Origin of the sequence: Pseudomonas sp. BF-R-30 (genome assembly GCF_019956175.1) — a bacterium.
Classification (GTDB): Bacteria; Pseudomonadota; Gammaproteobacteria; order Pseudomonadales; family Pseudomonadaceae; genus Aquipseudomonas; species Aquipseudomonas jessenii.
Genome location: NZ_JAHBDE010000012.1, coordinates 60,952 through 82,216, shown reverse-complemented (window position 1 = coordinate 82,216; position 21,265 = coordinate 60,952). Strand labels below are relative to the sequence as shown.

General features: G+C 57.1%; 19 protein-coding genes and 1 pseudogene. 8 read left to right on the top strand and 12 right to left on the bottom strand.

The annotated features are described in order from the left end of the window. Positions 1-75: 75 nt before the first annotated feature. The 9 genes from KGB20_RS09285 to KGB20_RS09245 form a co-directional block, all read right to left on the bottom strand. On the bottom strand, positions 76-1,293 hold the full coding sequence (locus KGB20_RS09285) for a DUF3422 domain-containing protein (RefSeq protein ID WP_154910513.1): 1,218 nt from the start codon (positions 1,291-1,293) through the stop codon (positions 76-78). 316 nt (positions 1,294-1,609) lie between these two features. After that, entirely contained in the window at positions 1,610-3,292 is a 1,683-nt protein-coding gene (locus KGB20_RS09280; RefSeq protein ID WP_154910514.1) for a hydantoinase B/oxoprolinase family protein, read from the bottom strand. Next, complete coding sequence (locus KGB20_RS09275) at positions 3,289-5,340, bottom strand: hydantoinase/oxoprolinase family protein (RefSeq protein WP_154910515.1); 2,052 nt, start codon at positions 5,338-5,340, stop codon at positions 3,289-3,291. Before KGB20_RS09275 ends, KGB20_RS09280 begins: the two co-directional genes overlap by 4 nt. A gap of 56 nt (positions 5,341-5,396) precedes the next feature. Next, on the bottom strand, positions 5,397-6,110 hold the full coding sequence (locus tag KGB20_RS09270; RefSeq protein WP_154910516.1) for a TorF family putative porin: 714 nt from the start codon (positions 6,108-6,110) through the stop codon (positions 5,397-5,399). A gap of 172 nt (positions 6,111-6,282) precedes the next feature. Then, a complete protein-coding gene (locus tag KGB20_RS09265; RefSeq protein WP_154910517.1) occupies positions 6,283-7,572 on the bottom strand; it encodes a purine-cytosine permease family protein in 1,290 nt (429 codons plus the stop codon). A 160-nt stretch (positions 7,573-7,732) separates the two neighbouring features. Further along, complete coding sequence (locus KGB20_RS09260; protein ID WP_154910518.1) at positions 7,733-9,505, bottom strand: aminopeptidase P family protein; 1,773 nt, start codon at positions 9,503-9,505, stop codon at positions 7,733-7,735. Then, on the bottom strand, positions 9,505-10,044 hold the full coding sequence (locus KGB20_RS09255) for a peptidylprolyl isomerase (protein WP_150813682.1): 540 nt from the start codon (positions 10,042-10,044) through the stop codon (positions 9,505-9,507). Before KGB20_RS09255 ends, KGB20_RS09260 begins: the two co-directional genes overlap by 1 nt. Before the next feature lie 135 nt (positions 10,045-10,179). Further along, complete coding sequence (locus tag KGB20_RS09250) at positions 10,180-10,668, bottom strand: Lrp/AsnC family transcriptional regulator (protein WP_102675000.1); 489 nt, start codon at positions 10,666-10,668, stop codon at positions 10,180-10,182. 786 nt (positions 10,669-11,454) lie between these two features. After that, positions 11,455-12,009, bottom strand: a complete 555-nt coding sequence (locus KGB20_RS09245) for a TetR/AcrR family transcriptional regulator (RefSeq protein ID WP_150813683.1) — start codon at positions 12,007-12,009, stop codon at positions 11,455-11,457. A 126-nt stretch (positions 12,010-12,135) separates the two neighbouring features. On the opposite strand from KGB20_RS09245, the gene KGB20_RS09240 reads away from it, so the two are divergent. The 4 genes from KGB20_RS09240 (at position 12,136) to KGB20_RS09225 (ending at position 15,356) form a co-directional block, all read left to right on the top strand. Continuing rightward, on the top strand, positions 12,136-12,786 hold the full coding sequence (locus KGB20_RS09240) for a DJ-1/PfpI family protein (protein WP_154910519.1): 651 nt from the start codon (positions 12,136-12,138) through the stop codon (positions 12,784-12,786). A gap of 23 nt (positions 12,787-12,809) precedes the next feature. Then, entirely contained in the window at positions 12,810-13,346 is a 537-nt protein-coding gene (locus tag KGB20_RS09235) for a DUF2867 domain-containing protein (protein ID WP_150813685.1), read from the top strand. Positions 13,347-14,013: 667 nt separating this feature from the next. After that, a complete protein-coding gene (locus KGB20_RS09230; protein WP_154910520.1) occupies positions 14,014-14,541 on the top strand; it encodes a VOC family protein in 528 nt (175 codons plus the stop codon). Between the two features lie 8 nt (positions 14,542-14,549). Next, on the top strand, positions 14,550-15,356 hold the full coding sequence (locus KGB20_RS09225; protein ID WP_154862250.1) for an SDR family oxidoreductase: 807 nt from the start codon (positions 14,550-14,552) through the stop codon (positions 15,354-15,356). A 37-nt stretch (positions 15,357-15,393) separates the two neighbouring features. Here the strand turns inward: KGB20_RS09225 and KGB20_RS09220 are convergent, their stop codons facing one another. Together KGB20_RS09220 and KGB20_RS09215 are read right to left on the bottom strand one after the other, a co-directional pair. Continuing rightward, positions 15,394-16,362: a zinc-dependent alcohol dehydrogenase gene (locus tag KGB20_RS09220; RefSeq protein ID WP_191628330.1), complete on the bottom strand. Its 969-nt coding sequence runs from the start codon at positions 16,360-16,362 to the stop codon at positions 15,394-15,396. A gap of 47 nt (positions 16,363-16,409) precedes the next feature. Beyond that, complete coding sequence (locus KGB20_RS09215; protein ID WP_154910522.1) at positions 16,410-18,149, bottom strand: FAD-binding protein; 1,740 nt, start codon at positions 18,147-18,149, stop codon at positions 16,410-16,412. A gap of 136 nt (positions 18,150-18,285) precedes the next feature. On the opposite strand from KGB20_RS09215, the gene KGB20_RS09210 reads away from it, so the two are divergent. From KGB20_RS09210 to KGB20_RS09195, 4 genes and pseudogenes are all read left to right on the top strand, one after another. Then, on the top strand, positions 18,286-18,930 hold the full coding sequence (locus KGB20_RS09210; RefSeq protein ID WP_154910523.1) for a TetR/AcrR family transcriptional regulator: 645 nt from the start codon (positions 18,286-18,288) through the stop codon (positions 18,928-18,930). Positions 18,931-19,147: 217 nt separating this feature from the next. Then, positions 19,148-19,474 (top strand): isochorismate lyase, encoded by a 327-nt coding sequence (locus tag KGB20_RS09205; RefSeq protein WP_090454865.1) that lies wholly within the window; start codon positions 19,148-19,150, stop codon positions 19,472-19,474. Between the two features lie 149 nt (positions 19,475-19,623). Beyond that, positions 19,624-20,112 carry a GNAT family N-acetyltransferase gene (locus KGB20_RS09200; protein WP_154910524.1) on the top strand — a complete coding sequence of 163 codons (489 nt, stop codon included), beginning with the start codon at positions 19,624-19,626 and terminating at the stop codon, positions 20,110-20,112. Positions 20,113-20,243: 131 nt separating this feature from the next. Beyond that, positions 20,244-20,668: pseudogene (locus KGB20_RS09195) on the top strand (GNAT family N-acetyltransferase). A gap of 82 nt (positions 20,669-20,750) precedes the next feature. Here the strand turns inward: KGB20_RS09195 and KGB20_RS09190 are convergent. Then, positions 20,751-21,242, bottom strand: coding sequence for a hypothetical protein (locus KGB20_RS09190; RefSeq protein ID WP_154910525.1), 492 nt, complete (start codon positions 21,240-21,242; stop codon positions 20,751-20,753). Positions 21,243-21,265 lie beyond the last annotated feature (23 nt).

The window sequence follows — 21,265 nt, the reverse complement described above, 5'->3', positions numbered from 1 at the left end:
ATTCAATAATCTGTGTGCTTTCCCGGGTTTTTAAGTCCATATGCCCTGGTGAATCAAGATTGTACGGTCATCGTCTCAATGCTCTTTGACTTTCTTGATGCGAAGCACAATCAACGTAAGAATGCCGATTGCAAGCGGCGTCATTGCGAGCATGGCCTCTCGCGGGGCCACCGCAACGCCGAGCAGGTGCAGCCCCGAGTAGCCAAGTTTGAGCAGGTTAAGCAGGTAGTAGGTAATAGCAATAATCGACAGCCCCTCCACTGCGCGCTGGATCTTGATCTGAGCATCGGCACGAGCATTCAGGCTTTTCAGGATTTCCGAGTTCTGTTCCTCCATTTCTACCTGAACCCGTGCTTGTAACAAATCGCCAAGGTTGGCCACGCTTTCGGCCAGGTGCTCCAGGCGCTGTTCGGTGGCGGTGCAGTACCTGACGGTAGGTTTGAAGCGGCGCTCGATAAATACGCCCAGGCGTTGGCAATCACCTACGTGACTTTCTCGCAGCTCCCCCAAACGTTCGAACACCAATTGTGCATAGGCTTGCGTGGCACTGAAGCGGTGCCGGGTTTTCGCAGAGCTGCTGACCACTTGGGCAGAAAGGTTGGAAATATCCGCAAGCAGGGCTTTCGCATTACTGCCGTCCGGGTCGGCGTTCTGTTCGGAAAGGGCGACCAAGGTCTTGTCAAAAACATCGAGCTGCGCGCTCAGGTCTTTGGCCATGGTCAACGATAACGAGGCCATCATCCTATAGGTCTCGATTTCCAGCAGGCGGCGTATCATCCGGCCCTGGCGGTAGGCATTCAGGCGTCGGTTGACGAACAATATGTGGTTGTTGCCCTCCTCGCTGAGACGAAAATCGCTCCAGACCATTGCATCGCCACCACCCACGCAAGAGCCGCTCGGATCCTTGAAGCCGTAACGGGACAGATCCAGGTTGTTTTCACCACGCACGACAATCTGCACCGAGTTGATCAAGGCCGGCAAATGCGCTTCGACCTTTGACGCCAGCACCTCGGGCAGCGTCGTCCAGGACAGGTCGTCACAGGATGAAGTGACCACCAGGGTCAGGGTGAAAAACTCGGTATGGCGCTCCCATTTCAGTGCATGGCCATCGAGATGGGTAATTCCTTGGGCGGCAGTCAGGTCGAGGGAAGCAGGGCAGCAGTTTTCAAGGAATGCATTACACTCCTGATCGCTGCCGAGGAACGCCAGATGAAACACATGGGCCGGCTCATCGAAGTACAGTGATGGGCGCGCGTGTAGTTCGTTGTGCAGGCTTTGTCGTAACGGGTGCATGTTGTAGGGCCATGTTGGAGTTGTTTTTGCCGCTTGCGATTAATACCCACCCGAGCCGGGCGCCAAGTCTTTCGGGGCATTATCGACTGCTGTTGTTGGTGGGACAGTTTGTCGAACTCACAAGTCACTGCCAGGCCATGAACGTTGGGAAGGTACGGCGCAGCCCGTCCGTGGGGAACCCGGTCTGGAGTCGAAAGAGCGAGACGCGAATGAGCCATCGCGTTTCCTTCAGTAGTAGAGAAGCACTGCCGTCCCTGGCAAGCACCTCTCATACCGATTCCGTTGCCGGCGCTGTCACTCAAAAGCTCCGGTTCAGCTATGCCGATGACATCTGCTCGGGATAGTAGCGCCGGGCTTGTTCGACCGAGATGTATTGGTTTTTTACATCATCCTGGATAGCCTCCAGGCTCCGCGCTTTTGCCGGCCCCCAACCACCGCCGTTGGCAGTGACCAGACGCAGTAAATCGCCTTTCTCAAGCCCCACACGATTGGCTCGACTGAAGCGTTCGGTTGGCCCCTGTGCGCGAATTACTTCAGCGTAGTTGCACGAACCTTCATGACCACCGTCAATTCCCCACGGCGGGGTGATGCCGCGCCCGAAGAATGTCGACACCCAAGCTTTGGGCGACAAGATCCGATAATCGAGCATTACCCCTCTTCCGCCACAGTGACGCCCCGCGCCACCCTCTTCATGATGAAAACCATAGCGCTCGACTAATACCTCATAACAACGTTCGGTCAACTCGACCGGAATATTGCTGGTTTCACCATTTCCCACACAGAACTGACCGCTCTCTCCGTCCTTGTCATGTCCAGCGCCCCAACCGCCAACCAACGGCTGAACCATAAGGTACTCATCATTGGTAATGGAGTTGCGCCCGTTCAACACCATCGAGCACACAGAACCGAGTTGCCCTGCGATCAAGCGATCCGGCAGCGCTTGAGCCAATGCCCGACGTATCACATCGGCTGCCGCCACCATTGACTCGAAGTAAGCAGACACCGGCGCCGGGCGCTGGGCCGTGCAAATGGTGCCAGGCGGGCAGATCACCTCGATTGGGCGGAAACACCCGGCATTGGCCGCAATGCCAGGCCGCACGACCCCCATGAATACTTCGCGTACAGCAGACTGCAGACCGCACAGGGTATTGTTGATCGGCCCTTGCGCTTGCAGGCTTGATCCTGTGAAATCTGCCACGAAGCGACCTTCGCCGATCTCGACTTTGACTTTCACCGTGAACGGCCCATTGCCAAGACCGTCTTCGTCGATGACGTCCTCAGCGTAAAAAACGCCCCTCGGCAGGCTGGCAAACGCCGCCAGCGTCATCGCCTCGCCATGCTCGAGCAACCGCTCGATGGCATCGAGGGTGGTTTCCTCGCCGTACTTGGCCACGATCGACAACAGTCGACGCTCCCCTACGCGCAAAGCAGCGGCGCAGGCATGCAGGTCACCCAGCGTCATGTCTGGAAGGCGGACGTTGGCAGCAATGATGTCCACCACAGCCTGGTTGATCCGCCCCCGGTCAAAGATGCGTACGGTAGGAAACTGCAAGCCTTCCTGGTAAATCTCTGAGGCATCCGAACTGAAACTGCCGGGATCCTTGCCTCCCACCTCCGTCCAGTGCGCCTTGTTGGCCGTCCAGGCGATCAGGCGCTCCTTATGGAAAACCGGCATGATCATCGAGACATCCGAAAGATGCGTGCCACCTCCGCCGTAAGGGTCGTTGGTGATGAACATGTCGCCCGGCAAAATATCGGTCAGCGGGAATTTCTCCATCACGCTGCGTACGGCGCCATCGAGTGTGCCGATAAAGCCAGGAATGCCGTTGCCTTGGGAAATCAACTGTCCTGTCGCATCAGTAAGACCAATGCCGTAATCCAGTGCTTCATAGATGATCGGGCTCATGCTGGTGCGCTTGAGGGCAATGAACATCTCCTCGCCAATAGCAACCAAGGCGTTTTTGATGATTTCGCGGGTAAATGGACTGGCGTTGCTCATGCCGAAACCTCCTGCACGTTGATATGAATGTGAAGGCCACCGTACTTGTCGACCTCAAGTCGATCGGCTGGGCGAACGACTGTCGTTGTGGTCGCTTCTTCGATGATTGCCGGGCCATCGATCCGCATACCGCTGAGCAGCGCCGATCGTTGGTACAGGGGCGTCTTGACGGGTTGTTCAGGCTCGAACTCGACCCAGCGCCGCCCACTCAACGCAACTTCGGCTGTAGTCGAAGTGCTCACACCTATGGGCGCCATGGGCGATTTGGGTACTTCGCCAAACGCCACCAGATGGAGGTTGACAACCTCGATCGGCAACTCCAGCCGGAAGGTGTAGGCCTGCTCATGCTGCGCGTGAAAGCGCTCGAGTATTGACGGCAACTGCAGCTCATCAAGGGCTACTTTTACGGTGTGTTCCTGGCCGGTATAACGCGCATCGATGTGCCATTCGAAACGGAGCTTCTCGCGCGACATACCGTCGTCGGCAAATTGCGCTTCGGCAGTGCTCTGAAGGCTGGCAAAAGCCCCGGTCAGGCCAGGCAACCCTTCGTCATTGAGCAGTTGCAAGTGCGTCTGTATGTAATCGCGACGGGAATCGAGCATCAGCATGCCCCACGCCGAAAAAACACCGGCGAATGGCGGAATGATGACTTTTGGAATTCCCAATTCAGCGGCAAGGGCTGTGGCATGCAATGCCCCGCCACCGCCGAAGGCCATGAGCGCGAAGTCACGAGGATCATGACCACGGTTGACCGAAATCAACTTGAGCGCATTGACCATGTTGGCATTGGCGATTTGCAATACGCCATGGGCCAGCAGTTTGGCCGATACGCCAATCTGCTCTCCCAGTTTCGCAAAAGCCTTTTCCACCCCTGCGACATCCGGTTTGATTTCGCCACCGGCGAAGTCATCCGGATTGATCCGGCCCGTATAGAGGTTGGCATCGGTGGTTGTCGGTGCCATGCCGCCTCGACCATAAGCGACCGGGCCTGGCGTAGAGCCTGCACTTTGCGGCCCTACACGCAGGCTACCCGCCGCGTCGACCCATGCCAGACTGCCACCGCCATTCCCGATTTCAACGATGTCCACGACAGGCGTCATGATCGGATAACCGGCACTGATTGCGGTTTTCTCGATGACGTAATCGTTGCTGATGTCCACCTTTCCGTCATGGATCAAGGAGCACTTGGCCGTTGTGCCGCCGATATCCAACGCCAGCAACTGGTTTTCCCCGATCAACTGGCCGTAGGCCTGCGCCCCGAGGATGCCACCTACCGGCCCGGACTCCACCAGACTGATCGGATCCTGCTTGGCCGCATTAACCGGGGAAATGCCGCCATTGGACTTCATGATGAAGGGCGCCGATTGCAGCCCTTTAGCTGTCAGGTGCGTGGACAGATTATCCAGATAGTCTCGCGTAGCAGGCATCACATAAGCCGACAACACCGTGGTATTGGTGCGTTCATATTCACGCAGTGCACGACTGACCTGATGCGAAGCGATGACCGCCACTTGTGGCCACAACTCGTTCACGGCAGCCATTAATTGCTGTTCATGCGCGGGGTTGCAATAAGCATGCAGCAGGCAGATCGCGATCGCTTCAACGCCCTCCCCGCGCAAGGGGTCGAGTATGGCTGGAAGGGCTTCAAGGTTCAGAGGGGTTACTACTTCACCGCGATAATTCAAGCGTTCACAGATTTCCAGACGCAGATGACGCGGCACGAAAGGCGGCGGCTTGCGGTAGTAGGTATTGAAAATATCCGGTGTATTGCCCCGGGCAATCTCCAGCACATCGCGAAATCCACGGGTGGTCAGCAAGGCGGTTTTGACACCCTTGCGTTCGGTCAGGGTGTTGATCACCACGGTCGAGCCATGGGCGAAAAACTCGATGTCGGCATAACTGACGCCACTTTTCGCGACCGCATTGAGCAGTCCCTGTTCAAAGTTCGGCGGTGTAGTGTCGGCCTTGACCGCGTTGATCACGCCGTTTTCCAGGTAAACCAGGTCAGTAAAAGTGCCACCGATATCGGTAGCCACACGGATTGTCATAAGTCCTCCGGCAATCACGCAAAAGCCGGCCAGCCGCAGGGCCGCCGGCTGTTATTTCAAAAAGTGTGGGAAACGGTAAAGATCAAGCGTCCGTCGTTACGCAGGTACTCGCCACTGTTGTGGTAGCGACCCGACAAGTCGGTGTCGACCCAGCTCAGTTTTGTATTGACCGGGCCGAAGCTGCGTTTGAGTGCAACTTCCCAATTCGAGTATTCATGGGCGCCTGTCAGATCCGGTTGGCGAAAGTACTCGCCAAAGGAGTGCCCGGCCAGGAACGTCAGATCTACATCCAACGGCAGATTGAAGGTGTAGTCGGCCGCCAGGTACTGTGACGACTGAGACGTACTGATCATGTCGTTGGAATAGTAGAAATACGTATTGAAGTTGCCGTAACCGAGACTGAATCCAATCTCCGGATAGTTGATGTTGTAGTTGGTCCCAGGGAACGTGTAGTAATAACCGATCACGCCATAACGCAAGCCGTTTTCCAGTTGGCCGTTATAGCCACCGTAAAAGTCGATCTCGATGTTCGCGCCATCGTCATAGGGGTCGCCACTTTCGAAGCTGTCGGTGTTTGTCGCCCAGGCGCCGACAAATAACCCGCTCTCCCCGGCCCAGTCCAGGCTCATGCTCAATGCCGGATCGTTGCCGGAGTAACCGATACCACGAACCTGGTACTCAGAGGTTAATGCCAGTGTGCTGGAGACTTGGGCATGGGCTGCGCAACTGAATCCGAACGCGGCCATCACGATGAGTCGGATGATGTTCATTGAAACTGCTCCTGAACTTCTAAAGCTTTTTATGGGCGTTGCGGTTGGCAAAAAAAAGACGAGCCAGCCCCGTCGAACACACGCTTGCAGTGTTCGTTTTTCTAAAAACGGGCATGGCTTCGCCCTTCGGGTAAAAACCCGGGTCAACGCATTGGGTGGGGAGTTATCGGTTTTACGAGTGCCACGGCACTACTGTAGAAACAGGGGTCAATCGACTGAGAACCAGGTATGCGACGAGGGCGACCAATAGTGAGTCCAATGTAGGTTGCGACGTCATTGTCCAACCTTCAAAGGACGTCATCCAGGCGACTGCGCTGGCCAATGCCCAACTGACCAGCGCCGGCCAGCCAAATGCGGAGGCCTGCTTCAGTGCGTCGATGTCATAGCGTTGTTGACGTACCAAAAAGAAGTCCGTGACATAGATACTCGCCAATGGCGGGATCACGATGCTCAAGGCCATGATGAAATCAAGGAAATGCGTCATGAACCCACCCACGGCCAGGCCGGTTGCCAGTACGCTCCCCCCCACTGTCAGCTTCCAGCTCGCGGTGCGGCTGACGGTCGCCAGCGTGAGCGTCGCGGAATACAAATTCGCGGTGTTGGTGATCCAGGTGGAGAACACGAGTACGGCCAAGGCCGGCAGCAGCACGCCCAGGCTAGCCATGATCAACATGATTTCGCTCTGGCCGGTAATGATCGACAACAAGCCACCGACGATAAGTACAAACGGAAAACCGGCGGCCATTCCAAGAATGGCAATCAAGGCATCTTTTTCAGTGCGTGCATAACGGGTGAAATCAGGCATCAATACCGGTGTCAAAATCACCATGCCAATGGTGCTGGCGATGGCCAGTGCCAGGCTGTCACCCGAGCCCGCGAACCCGCCCAGTTGACCGGGCGCTGCGCGCTGGAAGCCGAGGTACAATGCAAACAGCATGAACAGCGCCATAAGCGGCACCGAATAAATCGACAGCCGATCGAGCCCGCGCAATCCATAAATGGCCATCAATGTCATCAGGATGCTCCCCCATACACAGTGAACCCATGCCGGCGTGACAAAGCCCCAGGAACTTTGCAACGCGCTGGCCACTGTGCTGCCGAAGATATCCGCCGTGGCGGCATAGAACCCCAGCAAGGTCACCGCCATGGTCAGGTTGATCAGCTTGGCCCCATGCCGGCCAAAGGAAAACTGCAGAACCATGTAGGTACTCAGTCGTGTCCGCACACCGACCATCGCGGTCAATGCACACAGCAATCCGAGCACAACACATACCCCGACGAAGATCAGCGAGGCAGTCGAGAATCCGACTTTCCGGGTCACGTCTGCACCCAGCCAGAACACCGGCAAGGTCATCCCTATCCCAAAGGTAATCAGCGCCAGCCCGGTTCCGGAAACCGTTTCGGACTGGGGTACGGGCCTGCGATCGTACCCATCGGGAATCACGTTTTCTGTACTGTTCATGCTCGCCTCTATACTGGCAACGCTTGCTCTCCCACTAAGAAGCAGGAGGCAAACCGACTATTAGAATTGTTTTGAGGCGCTCGCGAACGCTGGAAACATGTTGCCAGCCTCACTGAAATCTAACTGCGCTTTTGCAGGGGCCAGGAAAAACAATCAACTGTTATTCAGCACGAAACTGCATGTTGTTCGGTAGCGTTTGCCGTAGCAACCATGCTGCGACGTCTGGTTCCAGAGATGCCGCCAATGCCCCCCGAACAGTCCAATGATACTCATCGAGCCACTGAGTTTCGGTCGGACTCAGCAGCCCACGGTCTATCAGTTCAATCGCAAACGGCGCCAGGGTAAGGACTTGGAACTTGAGGAACCCCGGATGCGCCTCGACTTCAACCACCTCATAGAGGTTCTCGATGCGAATCCCCAGCTCACCGGACAGGTAAACGCCCGGCTCGATCGAGGTCACCATTCCCGCTTGCAGTGGCACCGCGCTGGCGTGGGGGGCAATTCTGTGGGGCCCCTCGTGCACATGCAGGTAGCTGCCAACCCCGTGCCCGGTGCCATGTGCATAGTCCAGCCCCTCTCGCCACATCACCTGCCGCGCAACGCTGTCCAGTTGCTGACCACTGGTGCCGACGGGGAACAAACAGCTGGCCAGCGCAATATGGGCACGCAGCACGGTGGTGTAGAGGTAACGCTGGCGGGCGGTAGCGGGACTGCAGGCCAGCACTCGGGTCACGTCGGTTGTGCCCTGGGGGTATTGGCCACCGGAATCGATCAGCAGCAACTCGCCGTGCTTGAGCTTTGCCGCCCGCCCTGGCTTGGGCAAGTAATGGGGTTGGGCTCCATTGGCACCGGTGGCCGCGATGGTCTCGAAACTCGCGCCTTGGTAATCGGGATGCCGCGTACGCCAGCCCTCCAGAGATTCGACGATAGACAACTCGCTTTGCCCGAGAAACCGGTCGCAGCGATCGTGGAACTCATACAGAAACCGGCAAAGAGCCAGACCATCGATACGATGTGCTTCACGGCTGCCGGACAACTCGGCGGGCTGCTTGCAGGCACGCTGCAATAGCAGAGGATTTTGCGCCTCATAAAAGGCACAACCGGCGGACTCGAACTGACGATAAACAGCCGCCGTGCACATTCGGCGATCGATCCATACTCGCTGGCCATAAAGTTCTGCGATGGCCTGGTCGAGCCACTGGGGTGAACGCACAGACACCGCTGCGGGCAGCCAGCCCTGGGGCAGTTGCAGGCGGTTGGCATCGATGAACCAGTCAAGCCGGCCGTCCGCGTACAGCAGGGCGTTGCTGAACGGCAATGGTGCGATATCGATATCCTGGCCGCGCACATTCAACAGCCACGCCACCATATCCGGCGCCGGCAGCCACAGGGCATCGCACTGCGACGCGCCCAAGCTGGCGGTGAGGTTTTCGAGTTTGTCTTGCGCAGCCATACCTGCATATTGCAACCCCCAGGCAAGCACTGGGCTGTTCGGCGCCTCTGGACGATTGCGCCAGCACTCAAGCACGGGATTGTCCAGGGACTCGTGCCAGTTGAAGCCCGACTGTGTCGCCATGACCTGCCAGCGCGCGCATTCATCGACACTATGCAGCCTTGAATCGCAGGCAATGGTCGCGCCGGGTTGCAGCTGCCCGCGCAGCCAACTGAACAGGCTGCTTTCGTCCAGCATCAAGGTATCGAACTGAGTACATTCCTGACGGGCCTGCTCGGTATAGCGACCATCGACCAACAGCGCCGCGCGCTCTTGTGTCAGCACCGCCAGCCCTACGCTGCCACTGAAACCGGTCAACCAGTGCAAGGCTTCGTCAGCGGGTGCGAGGTCTTCATTGAGGTAGGCATCGCTGCGGGGAAGCAAAAATGCATCGTATCGACGCGCTGCCATCGCCGCCCTTACATTCGCATAGCGCCCCATCACACACCTCGCGGCTGACGGTAGGCTCGTACGATGGCTATCTCGGCCTCAGGTAACAAATATTCTTGCGCTCCAGCACGACTCCAGATCGCCTCGACCACCTCCATGCCCGCACAGACCTGCCCGAACGCCGCAAAGCCCAGCCCATCAGGATGGCGAGCGCCACCATGATCGAAGTGCGGTTGATCACCGATACAGATGAAAAAATCACCCTCGGCACTGTTGGCCTCGTCACGTCCCAACGACACACTGCCATGTCGATGGCTCAAGCCGGTCTGCAGTGTGCTTTCGAGTTGGATCATGGGCAAATTATCGGCTGCCAGGGGGCGCGTGCCTCCGTGCACGACACTGATGCGCACCGGGTCTTCCGGTTGCTGATTGGACGGATTGACGATGCGAAAAATACTGCTGCCGTCATAGCGACCACTGTCCACGTAGGCCAGAAAGTTCGCGGTGGTCAGCGGTGCCTGTTGGCCAAACAGCTCGAGTGTAAAGGCCCCCAGTGCCGTTTCCAGGGTAACGTACGCAGATGCAGACATGGCTGTTCTCTCCCTCAGGATAAAACCACTATTGTCTGCAAAGACGACGGTGCAAAAGATTGAGATAGCCCGCGTGCATTGCACTTGCTGCGGTATGCACGCGCACTTACCGCAGATTGTGCAGATCGCGCGCCGTCACTCACGCCAAATCAGATTCTCTAGCGGGTAGCCGGCAAACCACTTGGTTTTGTCGAGAATGATGTTGCTGCTGATTTTCAGGATGTTGGGGTTCTCATCCAGCAGCTGTTCACAGAGCGTGTTGAAATCGGTAACGGTCGAACAGGTGGCCAGGGCAATGTAGTCAAACTCGCCATCGACCTTCAGGCAGTCGACCAGCTCGCGACGCTTGGCAATGAAGCGTTCGAATTGAACACGCAGATGTCCGGCGTGATCACGCAAGCTGAACATGACATAGGCCATGACGTTGATACAGATTGCGTCGATATCGATCGATGCCATGTAGGCACGGATGTAACCGGCATCCTCCAGCGCCTTGGTTCTTTGCAGGCAGGCGCTGGGAGAGAGATTGATTTTCTCGGCCAGCTCCAGATTGCTGATCCGGGCATTGCTTTGCAGATTTTCGAGGATTGCTCGGTTGATACGATCCAACTTCACTTTTTTCATGTTGCCTCTACACGAATCAACGCTAAACCTCAGGAACTAGCGGAAAGAATGTCTGCCACGAGACTGACATGAGACTAGCGATCTGGATAGCCCATATCTTTTGTCCCCAATCGCAATCATTTCTGTTCATTCTGGCATTAACGAATAGCCAATACTGATGTCAGCTTTCGACTGAAGAAAAGAGCTTTGACGAATTGATGATCAGCTTTCCATAGCACTCAACGAAAGCTCAATTGTGGTCGGCGAATGTCTGCAATGGGTCGATTCTGTTGAAAAAGTCGGTACTTCCAGACTGCTCGCATACTGACCGCTGAAAACGCCTTTTCCGCGCGCCGCTACGCGAAATCTGAACCCGGAATCCTCTGTTCAAAGTAAAGATTTCAATCTCAAGCGCGTACTTTTCTGTCGTGGAAACCATGGTCGACTTTTTCAACAGAATCGGCCAAAAGCGGTCGCTCGGCAGGTCCTGATTTTTGGATCGGCAAGTGATACACATCTGGTATTGCCCAACGAACATCGGTAAGCGTACGAGGAATACGCCTTGTGCAGGGTATGCGTGCGGCGAAGGCCGTACTCAAATTAGTGCCGTAGGCCAGTGGCATGGACGTTAGCCCTATGAGACCAATGGCGTGCACTAGAGCTGGAGATTGGTAGATCGCGTTAGCCAGGCGGCTTGCCTTGAAGGGAATGGCGTTCAAGCAGCCACTCGGTGAAGGAATTGAGTGCTGCCGAGAATTTAGCGGCACGCGAACTCTATTTATTCAGTTACCCAATTTAGCTCATGACTTAGGCCCGCCACGGTGGAAGAGCCCCTTCGAAAAGTGAAAAGGCTCGATGCAGGAAACTGTTGAAGCGAGCGGCATCACGCCGCAGCCCTGCCTGTTGACCACCAATCAGGCACAGATGGGCCACCCGACCAATCACTTCTGCTTCGCCTGGCATAGGGACCAAGCGGCGGCACGTCCGTATCGCGAAGTCCAGTCGTCTTGTGTCAACACGCTGCTGAAACTCGCCTACCAACGGATCGTGCAGCGACCAGGCTCGGATGGAAACTTCCCGCCCAGGTTGTTTCTCAGCGGCAATACTCAAGTAGCGTTTCAAGATTTCGCCCGCGCTACGACCCTGCGCCGCATAAGCGAGCATGCGCTCCGTGTAGTCTTCTTCCCAAGCGGCCAGCAAGGTGCGGACAAAGTCTTCGCGATTGCGGAAATGGTGATAGAAGGATCCGCGGGTCACATTCAATCGGCGCGATAGACTCTCGGCCGAAACGCCACTATGTCCTATTTGGTCGAGGGCCTCAAAACCAGCTGCGATCCAATGGTTGCGAGTTAGTTTTCCCACCAGTTATTTCGCTCCATATTTAGCGCCATACAGACTGTGTATGGTGCGCAACCGATTGATACGCTGCGAACACCAGCAAAGATGGCCGTTGCGTTTTGCACGCTAGCACTTTTCATGGAGCTCGCCTTGAAGAAAATCGTTCTGGTTGCTTTTGACCAATTCACTGATATCGACCTATTCCTGATGTGGGACATTTTAGGCCGCAACACTGAGGACTGGCACGTCCGAATATTGGGTGCTAGCGCTATCGTGCGATCGGCGCACGGCCTGCCTGTTCCGGTGCACGGTCCGCTTTCCGAGGCCAATAGTGCCGACGCGGTATTGTTCGTCAGCGGCAAGGAAGGGATACCCGCCGCACTTGCCGCCCCAGATTTCCTGCCGTCGTTTGAACTTGACTCCAGACGCCAGCGAATCGGCTCCATATGCGCCGGAGCTTTCATTCTCGAACGGCTTGGGCTGCTCAGCGGCCAAGCAACTACACACCCGGATGCACGATCGAGCTTGCAAGCTCTGGGACTTGAGCCCGTGGACCAGCCTCTTGTATGCCAAGGGAACGTTGCAACCGCTGGTGGATGCCTTTCGGCGCTCTATCTGGTGGGATGGTTGGTTGAATCCTGGTTCGATGTCGGCAAGCGCCGTGCGACGTTGCTCCCTGTTCTTCCAGCTGGGCAGCAAGAGCTCTATGATGTCTTGATCGGGCTCAGTATCCGACAAGGAGCGTTATACGACAAACCATCGCAACAAGAAACGCGACATGGCACGTCATCTAATTGGTAGTTAGAACTCAGGAGAGATCCCCGATGCCCCGAGAATTTGAGCTCATTATGTCCGTGCCTGTACCCTCGAGGTCCGGCATCACCCACCTTTACAAGTCGATGAACCTAGCAGACGCTTTTGCGATTCGGCTCCCGGCGGGCACCTCCAGCAATCCAGATTTGCTAGCTCGATTCATCCTTTCCCACCAGCCATCCTGGATCGGATGGCTCATGAAAGTCCGAGACACTATCGTTGCCTGTTTTGGTCTCAAGACAGCCAAACATTTGGCAACGCTTGCGAATCGGATTCAAATCTTCAAGGTCTACAGCTCGAACCAGACTGAAGTCGTGTTGGGAGAGGACGACAAGCACCTCGACTTCCGGATTTCGATCCTATGTTCTGGAGAGGCAGAGCCAGAAGGCAGTCGCCAACTCGTTTTTTCAACCGTGGTCCAGTGCCACAACCGTCTAGGCCGGGCCTACATATTCGTTATTGCCCCATTTCACCGCTTGGTTGTTAAGGCCAGCCTTCTCCGTGCAGCGCGCATCGGTTGGCCTCTGGCTACCTGCCCCGAAGGCTGAGAGCCGTTGCTGATCCATTAGGCACGAGATCGCGTCACTTTGGCGGTGTCACGCGGGTGCTGGATTTCAACGCAGATACTCGATGAAGGAGCCAGGGGATGCCCTTAAATCTGCCTTATCCTCGCCACATTTTGTCTACCTGCTAACCGCCGCGTGTGCCACAAATAGCGGCCACCGTCGAAAACAAGCAAGCCCACCGCCATCCAGATTGGGACGGACTATCTATATTGGGTCGGTTTCAGCCCGTCGCGACAGGCATAAATCGGCCAGAAGCGGACTTCCGCTACACGAGCTATGGCTCAAGCCTTTCTCTCCGAGCGCCGTCTATCAAGCTCGTCTCGAATGTCTGTCCACTGCCGGGGCCTACGCCAAATCGAGAGTGCAATCGCGATTTCGGTTCCCCGCGAACAACATAGCCAACTCATTCGCGCCCACGAGCAGGGCTGTTGTTTGCATGGCAAATCATTCCGTCCTCCAGCGAGACGTCGGCGAAAGGCTCACCCGACTCCCTTGATCGGCGTGACACACATAAACAATTTTGTGCCATTATGCTTGGCGCACAATTTGATTTTTGTGCCATAACCACCACTGGCGTCACAGAGCCCAACCCCGGGCTGAACCTTCGTCAGTAGCCTTTTCCCAATGACATCACTCCCAAGGAGGCGTCATGAGCAGTGCATTGCTTGGTCCGATCAGTCAGATCGGTTATCTGGTCGAGAGCCTGGAACAAAGCATGGAACGCTGGCGACAGCATCTCGGTGTCGGGCCCTGGACGCTCTTTCGCAACGTCAGCCTCCAAGGCAAGTATCGAGGTGAACCGGTCACTGTCACGATCGATGTCGGGCTTGCTTATCAAGGGGATATCCAGATCGAGCTGATCCAGGTGACCAACGATGCGAAGTCGCCCTATCGAGATGCTGAAGGCCTTCCAATCCGGGGCATGCACCATGTCGCCTGGGTCGTCGATGACTTCGACCAGACCCTTGTGCGATTGACTGCGACCGGGTTGCAAATTGTTTTTGAAGCCAGCAACCCGACGACCCGCGTGGCCTATCTGGAAAACCATTCGGAGCCTGGAGTGCTTTACGAAATCATCCATGGGATCGGGATGCGCGAGTTGATCCAGCAGGGCATTGAAGCCGCCAGGCACTGGGATGGCACGGATCCGGTTCACATTTTTGATGTGGGGGCGTAAGGGACAGCATGTCGAAACGACTTGAAGGTAAGGCGGCATTGGTGCTGGGTGTGGCACCTGGCAACGTCGGCGAAGCCGTGGCTCGACGTTATGTCGAACAAGGGGCGCGCGTGCTGGTTTCAGGGCGCCGCGCCGATGCAGTGGCGGCGGTTGCACAGTCACTCGGGGTGCCTTGGCTGGCGTGCGATATCACCTCGCAGGCCGAGGTCGACGATCTGGTGGCGCAGAGCAAGCAGTGCCTGAACGGCCTGGACATCGGCGTCAATGCCACGGGCTGGGGGCTCTTGAAGCCGTTCCTGGAACACAGCCGCGAAGACCTGGAGAAAATGAACGCGGTGCAATTCACCGGCCCGTTCCAGTACTTTCAGGCACTGCTGCGTCATATGCCGACGGGGGGATCAATCATCCAGATCTCGTCGGTCACGGCCAGTATCATGTTCGACAACCACGCCGCGTACATGGGCACCAAGGCCGGCATCGACCACGTCATCCGTTGCATCGCTCACGAATTCGGTCAGCACGGGATCCGGGCCAACTCCATTGCCCCCGGTGGTGTTGCCGATGCGCCGATGTCGGGTGGCGGACTGCTGAGCCCGTCTATCGCTGCCCTCTATCACCGCGAAATCCCCCTCGGGCGCAGTGGTGTTTCCGCCGACGTGGCCGATGCGGCACTCTGGCTGGCCAGCAACGAGTCCAGCTTCGTGACCGGTCAGGTCATTCATGTCAGCGGCGGACAGACGCTTCGACGCAATCCCTCCATTTCCGAGATCTATGCGGCGGCCACTGCACCCGCAGGCCCGGCCCGGCACCTCTGATAAACAGCACGGCCGGCATTGCCGGCCGTGCGATGGTTCAGGGCTTGATGATGACTTTGGCCGACCGCTGTGGGTCAGCCGCCGTTTTATAAGCCTGCGCGACGTCATCGAGCGAGAAACGGTGGCTGATCATGGATTCCGGGTCGAATGCGCCGGATGCCAGCAGCTCCAGTGCCTGCGCGAACTCCGTCGGATAACACAGGGTGCCGATCAGTTCGAGTTCCTTGACCTGCAGGATCGAGAAGTCAAAAGCCTGCGGTTGCTTGTAGACACTTGCCACGGTGATGCGGGCGGCATCCCGGGCCCTGGCGATGGCCTCGTGCAGCACGCTGCTCACCCCTGAACACTCGAAGATCACCTGGGTCGCGGGCGCTTGCGTCCCCAGGAAAGTCGGCACGCTGCCATGGGCCCGTGCGAGTTCGCTCCACAGGTCGTCTCGTGTCGGATCGAGCGTCAGGTTCGCCCCCAGCCCGGCAGCAATCTCCAGGCGCCCGGCAGACAGGTCAGCCACAGCGATCTGGCTGATGCCCCGGGCCTTCAGGCACGCGACGATTCCCAGGCCAATGGCCCCGGCACCAAGGACCAGGACAGACTCACCGGCCGTCACCCGTGAGCGATTGACCGCGTGCAAGGCCACCGCCAGCGGCTCGACAAGGGCGGCCACCTCCAGGGGAAGGTTCGCGGGCAGTTGATGCAGAATCGGGCCGCTGTTTACGTTGCGCACCCGGACCAGGTTCGCCAGCGCCCCCTCATCGCTACCCACGCCGATCATCGCGCCGTTGGCCATGGGATTGACCACTACCCGCATGCCGGGCCGGTAGTGGACGACTGCCGTGCCCACCTCGCGGATGACCCCGGAGAACTCATGCCCCAATGGCATCGGTGCCCCATCGCGGCGAATGCCCCCGCTCTCATAGAAGCCCAGGTCACTCCCGCAAACACCGCACGCGGCGACTTCGATCAGCACATCTGTCTCACCCGGGGATGGTAAAGGGACTTCGTCCATCCGCAGGTCTCGAGGGCCGTGGAGTCGTACCTGTTTCATCACATGGTTCATTGTTGAGTCCTGTTGGTGGCTGATGCCGATTCGGCGGCGATGTGATCGGCAGCGATGAAGGCGAAGGTCATCGCCGGGCCAATGGTCGAACCGGGGCCGGGATAGGTCTTGCCCATCAGCGCAGCCGAGGTGTTGCCCACCGCATAGCAACCGGCAATGGCCGAGCCGTCCGGGCGCAGCACGCGCGCGCAGGCGTCGGTGCGCAGTCCGCCTTTGGTACCCAACTCGCCCGGATCGATGCGCAAGGCATAGAACGGCGCGCGATCGATCGGGCCAAGGCAGGGGTTGGGTTTGCAGGTGGTGTCACCGTAGTAGCGGTCGAACAGGTTGCCACCCTTGCCGAACTGCGGATCAACGCCAGCGGCGGCGTATCGGTTCATCTGCACGAGGGTAGCTTCGAGCCCGGCGACGTCGACGCCGATCTTGGTTGCCAGCTCGGCCGGTGTTTCGGCGCGGTAGATCACATTGTCGAGCCAGCCGGCGGGGATCTTGCTGTCCGGCTGCACACTGCCCGGCAGCAACACACCGCAGGGATAGCGCTTGCGGTACTCGGCATCGAATACCAGCCAGGCCGGTGCATTGGCCTGGGTGCGCTGATGGTCGGCATACATCGCATAGATGATGTCCGTGTAGGGCGCGGCTTCATTGACGAAGCGCTGGCCCAGTCGATTGACCATCACGCAACGGGGCGCCGCACGCTCAACGAACAGGGCGCGCTGGCTCGACTCCCCTGGCACCTTCACTGTCGGAGCGCCCCAGGTGTGTTCCATCAGCGCCACCGCACCGCCGGCCTCCAGCCCGGCGCGAATGCCGTCGCCATGGTTTATCGGCGGCGCCGCCGTCCATTGGGCCTGCGTGGGCCGGGGCAGATACAGTTCGCGCATCGCCTGGTTCGACTCGAAACCGCCGCAGGCAAGCACCACACCGTGCCGCGCCCGCAGGCGTTGAGTGCGCCCCTCGCGCAGCACATCGATGCCAACCACCCGGCCCTCATCCAGTTGCAATGATTGCATCGAGGTTTGCAGCCACAAGGGAATGCCTCGCTCGGCCAAGGCTGCGCGCAGGCTCGCCACCAAGGCGTTACCTAGGGTCAGGCGGCGATCTCGCCGGCTGCGGCGACGCCAGCGAAAATCACTCAGGTAGCGCAACGCCAGCCCGGCGGTCAGCAGCAGCCAGCCGCGCTCCTTGGCAAGGATGGTGTGGGCCTCGACCTGGGTCATGGCGATACGCCCGCCAATCAGGGTCGCCGGCGAAGCCGCCCGCAACAGCTCGAAGTGTTCACCCAGGCGTGCCCCGTCGAACGGGGCCGGCTCCATGGTGCGGTAGCCGGGCTTGCCACCTTTACGGTCCGGGTAGTAGTCGGGGTAGCGTGGCACTGCGCGAAAATTCGTGCGCGCCTGACGTGCCAGGTACTCAACCATTTTCGGGCCATTTTCGAGATAGGCGTCGATGCGCTGCTGATCAAAATCTTCGCCAACCACCTCGCGCAGATAGCTGATCGCTTCGTCGTATGAATCGCTGCCCCCCAGTGCGGCAATCTGGTCGTTACACGGAATCCAGATCCCTCCCCCGGATACCGCCGTGGTACCGCCATAGACATCGCTCTTTTCAATCGCGAGTACCGACAAGCCGTTGTCGTGCGCTCGCAGTGCTGCAGTCAAGGCCCCGGCGCCCGAACCGACAATCACCACATCAAACTCGTCGTCCCGGTTCGAGTCCTGCTGACTTCTGGTCATGGCTATACCTCCTGTTAAATGGTCAACCCTATGTCACACTTTTTATTATCTGTGCCAGAGATTGGCACGAAATGGCTTTTTGTGCCATGCCATGTGAAAATCGGGCTCAATTGCTTTTCCCAAGGGCCGGGCACGAATGCCCGCCCCGCCCCCCGAGCGTGTGAAGGTGCAAATGAGTCGACAATTACGCTGGGGTGATGCCAGCAGGATGGAAAACGCCAGTGATGGCCGGTCGCTGATCCTGCGTGCCGCCCTCGACGCGATGATTGCCGAGGGCGCCGAAGGTTTCTCGATCGATGACGTGGCCCGCGGTGCCAACATCTCGCGACGCACCCTGTACCGGTATTTTGGTTCCAAGAAGGAGCTGATTCAGGCTGTCGTCAGTGCAGAGAACGCTGCCTTTTTTGAGGAAATGCAACGCTCCCTGAATGAGTTCGAAGATGACTTCGAGGCTTATCTCACAGAGTGCGTGTGTTTCTCCGTACGCTACCTGGATCGTCATAACGGCGGCTTCCACCATAGCTACCTGACGAAGAACTCAACCCTGGAGGTGTTCACCTACATCCTCGAAAACATCGCACCGATGTGGCGTGATTTGCTGGAAGAGCCCTATCGTCGTTATGTCGAACGCAGCAACGGGTCTGTCGCGTCGCTTGAGAACATCATCGCGCTGATCAGTCGAATCGGGCTCGCGTACTGTCTTGTTCCTGCCGATGAACATGCAATTCGTGAGCAACTGGCAATGCTTCAGCCGACGCTTGTTTGCAGGGCTCTTGAGTAAGCGATTAATCCGGTTTTCTGGCCGAAAATTCAGCGAGTCCTGATTGTCTCGATGAAAAAATTCGTGACAGGCAACTATCAGCGGTCACTCAAACACCGTCACCCTCGCCCACTGCCCTATCGATTAACGCAGTCTAAAGAGTTCGCCGATCCGCCTTAGCCAACCCCGATACTTCTTGCGAAGGCCCACGATTTTTTCAGTAAACGGAGTCACCTACATGGACGTCATCAATCAGTTGCAGCCCGAAGAGTGTGCAGGAATGGAGGATATTCGACGTGAAATCGATGCCCTTGATCAGGTTGTTATCAAACTGTTGGGCAAGCGTTTTCACTACGTACTGGCTGCCTCGAAGTACAAGACCTCAGTGACTTCGGTGCGTGCTCCGGAGCGTTTCAAGGCCATGTTGGCGACAAGACGCGAGTGGGCCGAAGCTGAGGGCCTGAGCCCGGATGCAATCGAGAGGATGTACAGTGACCTGGTGAACCACTTCATTGCAGAAGAGATGAAACACTGGGCGGCTCATCAATCCAACACCGGACTCTAGTGTCCGGATGGACTGTCCGCCATGGGGCGTCAACCGCCCTTCATGTCAGCTTCAATCGACCATTGGCGGACACATCATTGCTTTCCGTCACCCTGCGCTAGCCTTGGGACTCAGCTAAAGTACTGACTCATGGAGCTTAGAGACGAGCAATGAAACTGAACCACAGGCCAGTGAAGGCTAGCGACGTAAAAATGATCTGCGGCTTTCCTCAGAACGCTCAAGAGTTGTTTTTCATGTTTCCGAAAGCGCACTTCCCGCTAACGGAAACGCAGTTGATTACCGCGATCTCCCAACGCTTCGACTCTACCGTCGTGGAGATCAATGGGACTGTCGTTGGGTTTGCCAATTTCTATCGAGCTGAACGCAATGGCGTTTGCTGTATCGGCAATGTCATCGTCTCACCGAGCGCTCGGGGCGAAGGAGTGGCCACGTTTATCATAGAGACGATGACCGCCTTGGCATTCGAGCGTTACGGAGCCAACGAGGTGCAGATTTCCTGTTTCAACGAAAACACGGCAGGGCTGCTGCTATACCCCAAGCTTGGATTTGTGCTTTATGCCATTGAGGAGCGACCTTCTTTGGGAAACGGCCGTTCGGCCCTCATACACATGACGCGCAGCAGAAGCTCGACAGGTTGAATACACGGCCAAAAGCGGCTATTCAGGCCATCTGAAAAAACCGACAACTTGATGTATTCACTGATCCACCATGGGGTGACTGGACTGGGATACCTTGTTGACCCGGTTACTCACCGCTCAGGGAGAGCACCATGTCTGTAAAAATCCAACTTTCTGAAAATGCTACTGAAGCAGAGCGGCTGGGAATTTTGACCCCGTTGCTGGCCCATAACCAGGTCAACGGTGGAGACGACGCACATGAAACATTTGCTCTGTTGCTACGAGACCCAGACAGTAACGAAGTCATTGGCGGACTGTACGGCAAGGTCTCTTATCGATGGCTGCTCATCGATCTTGTCAGCGTTCCCGAGTCGATGCGTGGCCAGGGTATCGGAGAACGGCTAATGCGCATGGCTGAAGAAGTCGCGCAGAAAAAGCACTGTATTGGTATCTGGCTGGAGACTTTCAGCTTTCAGGCACCCGGGTTTATCGAAAACTTGGTTACTCCGAATTCGGCCGCCTGGCAGATTATCCACCGGGACATACCCGGTTCTATTACCAGAAGTCGTTGTGCTGATCGCGTTTTGGATCTTGGGCCGATAGCTGCGCCTCGTAGCAGGCAGCAATCGGCCGTGGATTCAACCGATGCAACAGATTGGTTAAATAGTTCCGCGGCAGTTCCTGAGCTTCCATCTTTTCCACATGAGCATCAGATGAGCAAATGCCGAGAACGAAAAAAACATGAATACGAGAAAACGAGCCTTTCTGCTTTCCCTGGATTCATATAATTCTTCGCACTCACCTCCTGAAGAACATCGAGCAGAGCAAAGCTTCACGCCATCGACGCTGCAGTCCAGCAAGCTGCCATTTATGAAAGACAACTCAATCTCTTTACCTTTTGCCTCCCTGAACAATCCGGGTGCGCGGGTTAATCGATAATCAAGCTGTTTATATCGGCCGGTCTCCGAATCTCGAACTGTGATTACGGACACTTTACTACCGCTGAAATGAACTGCCCTGCCACGCATGAACTCAATGTCGGCTCCACGGTAGCCATAGGAATCAATAATAATGAGCAAAATCAATATGGCCACTCCGAAGACACCGAAGGTCAACCTGATCTGCTCAAAACCTCCTTTCGGCCATTGCATTTCAATCCCTCATTTTCCCGCAG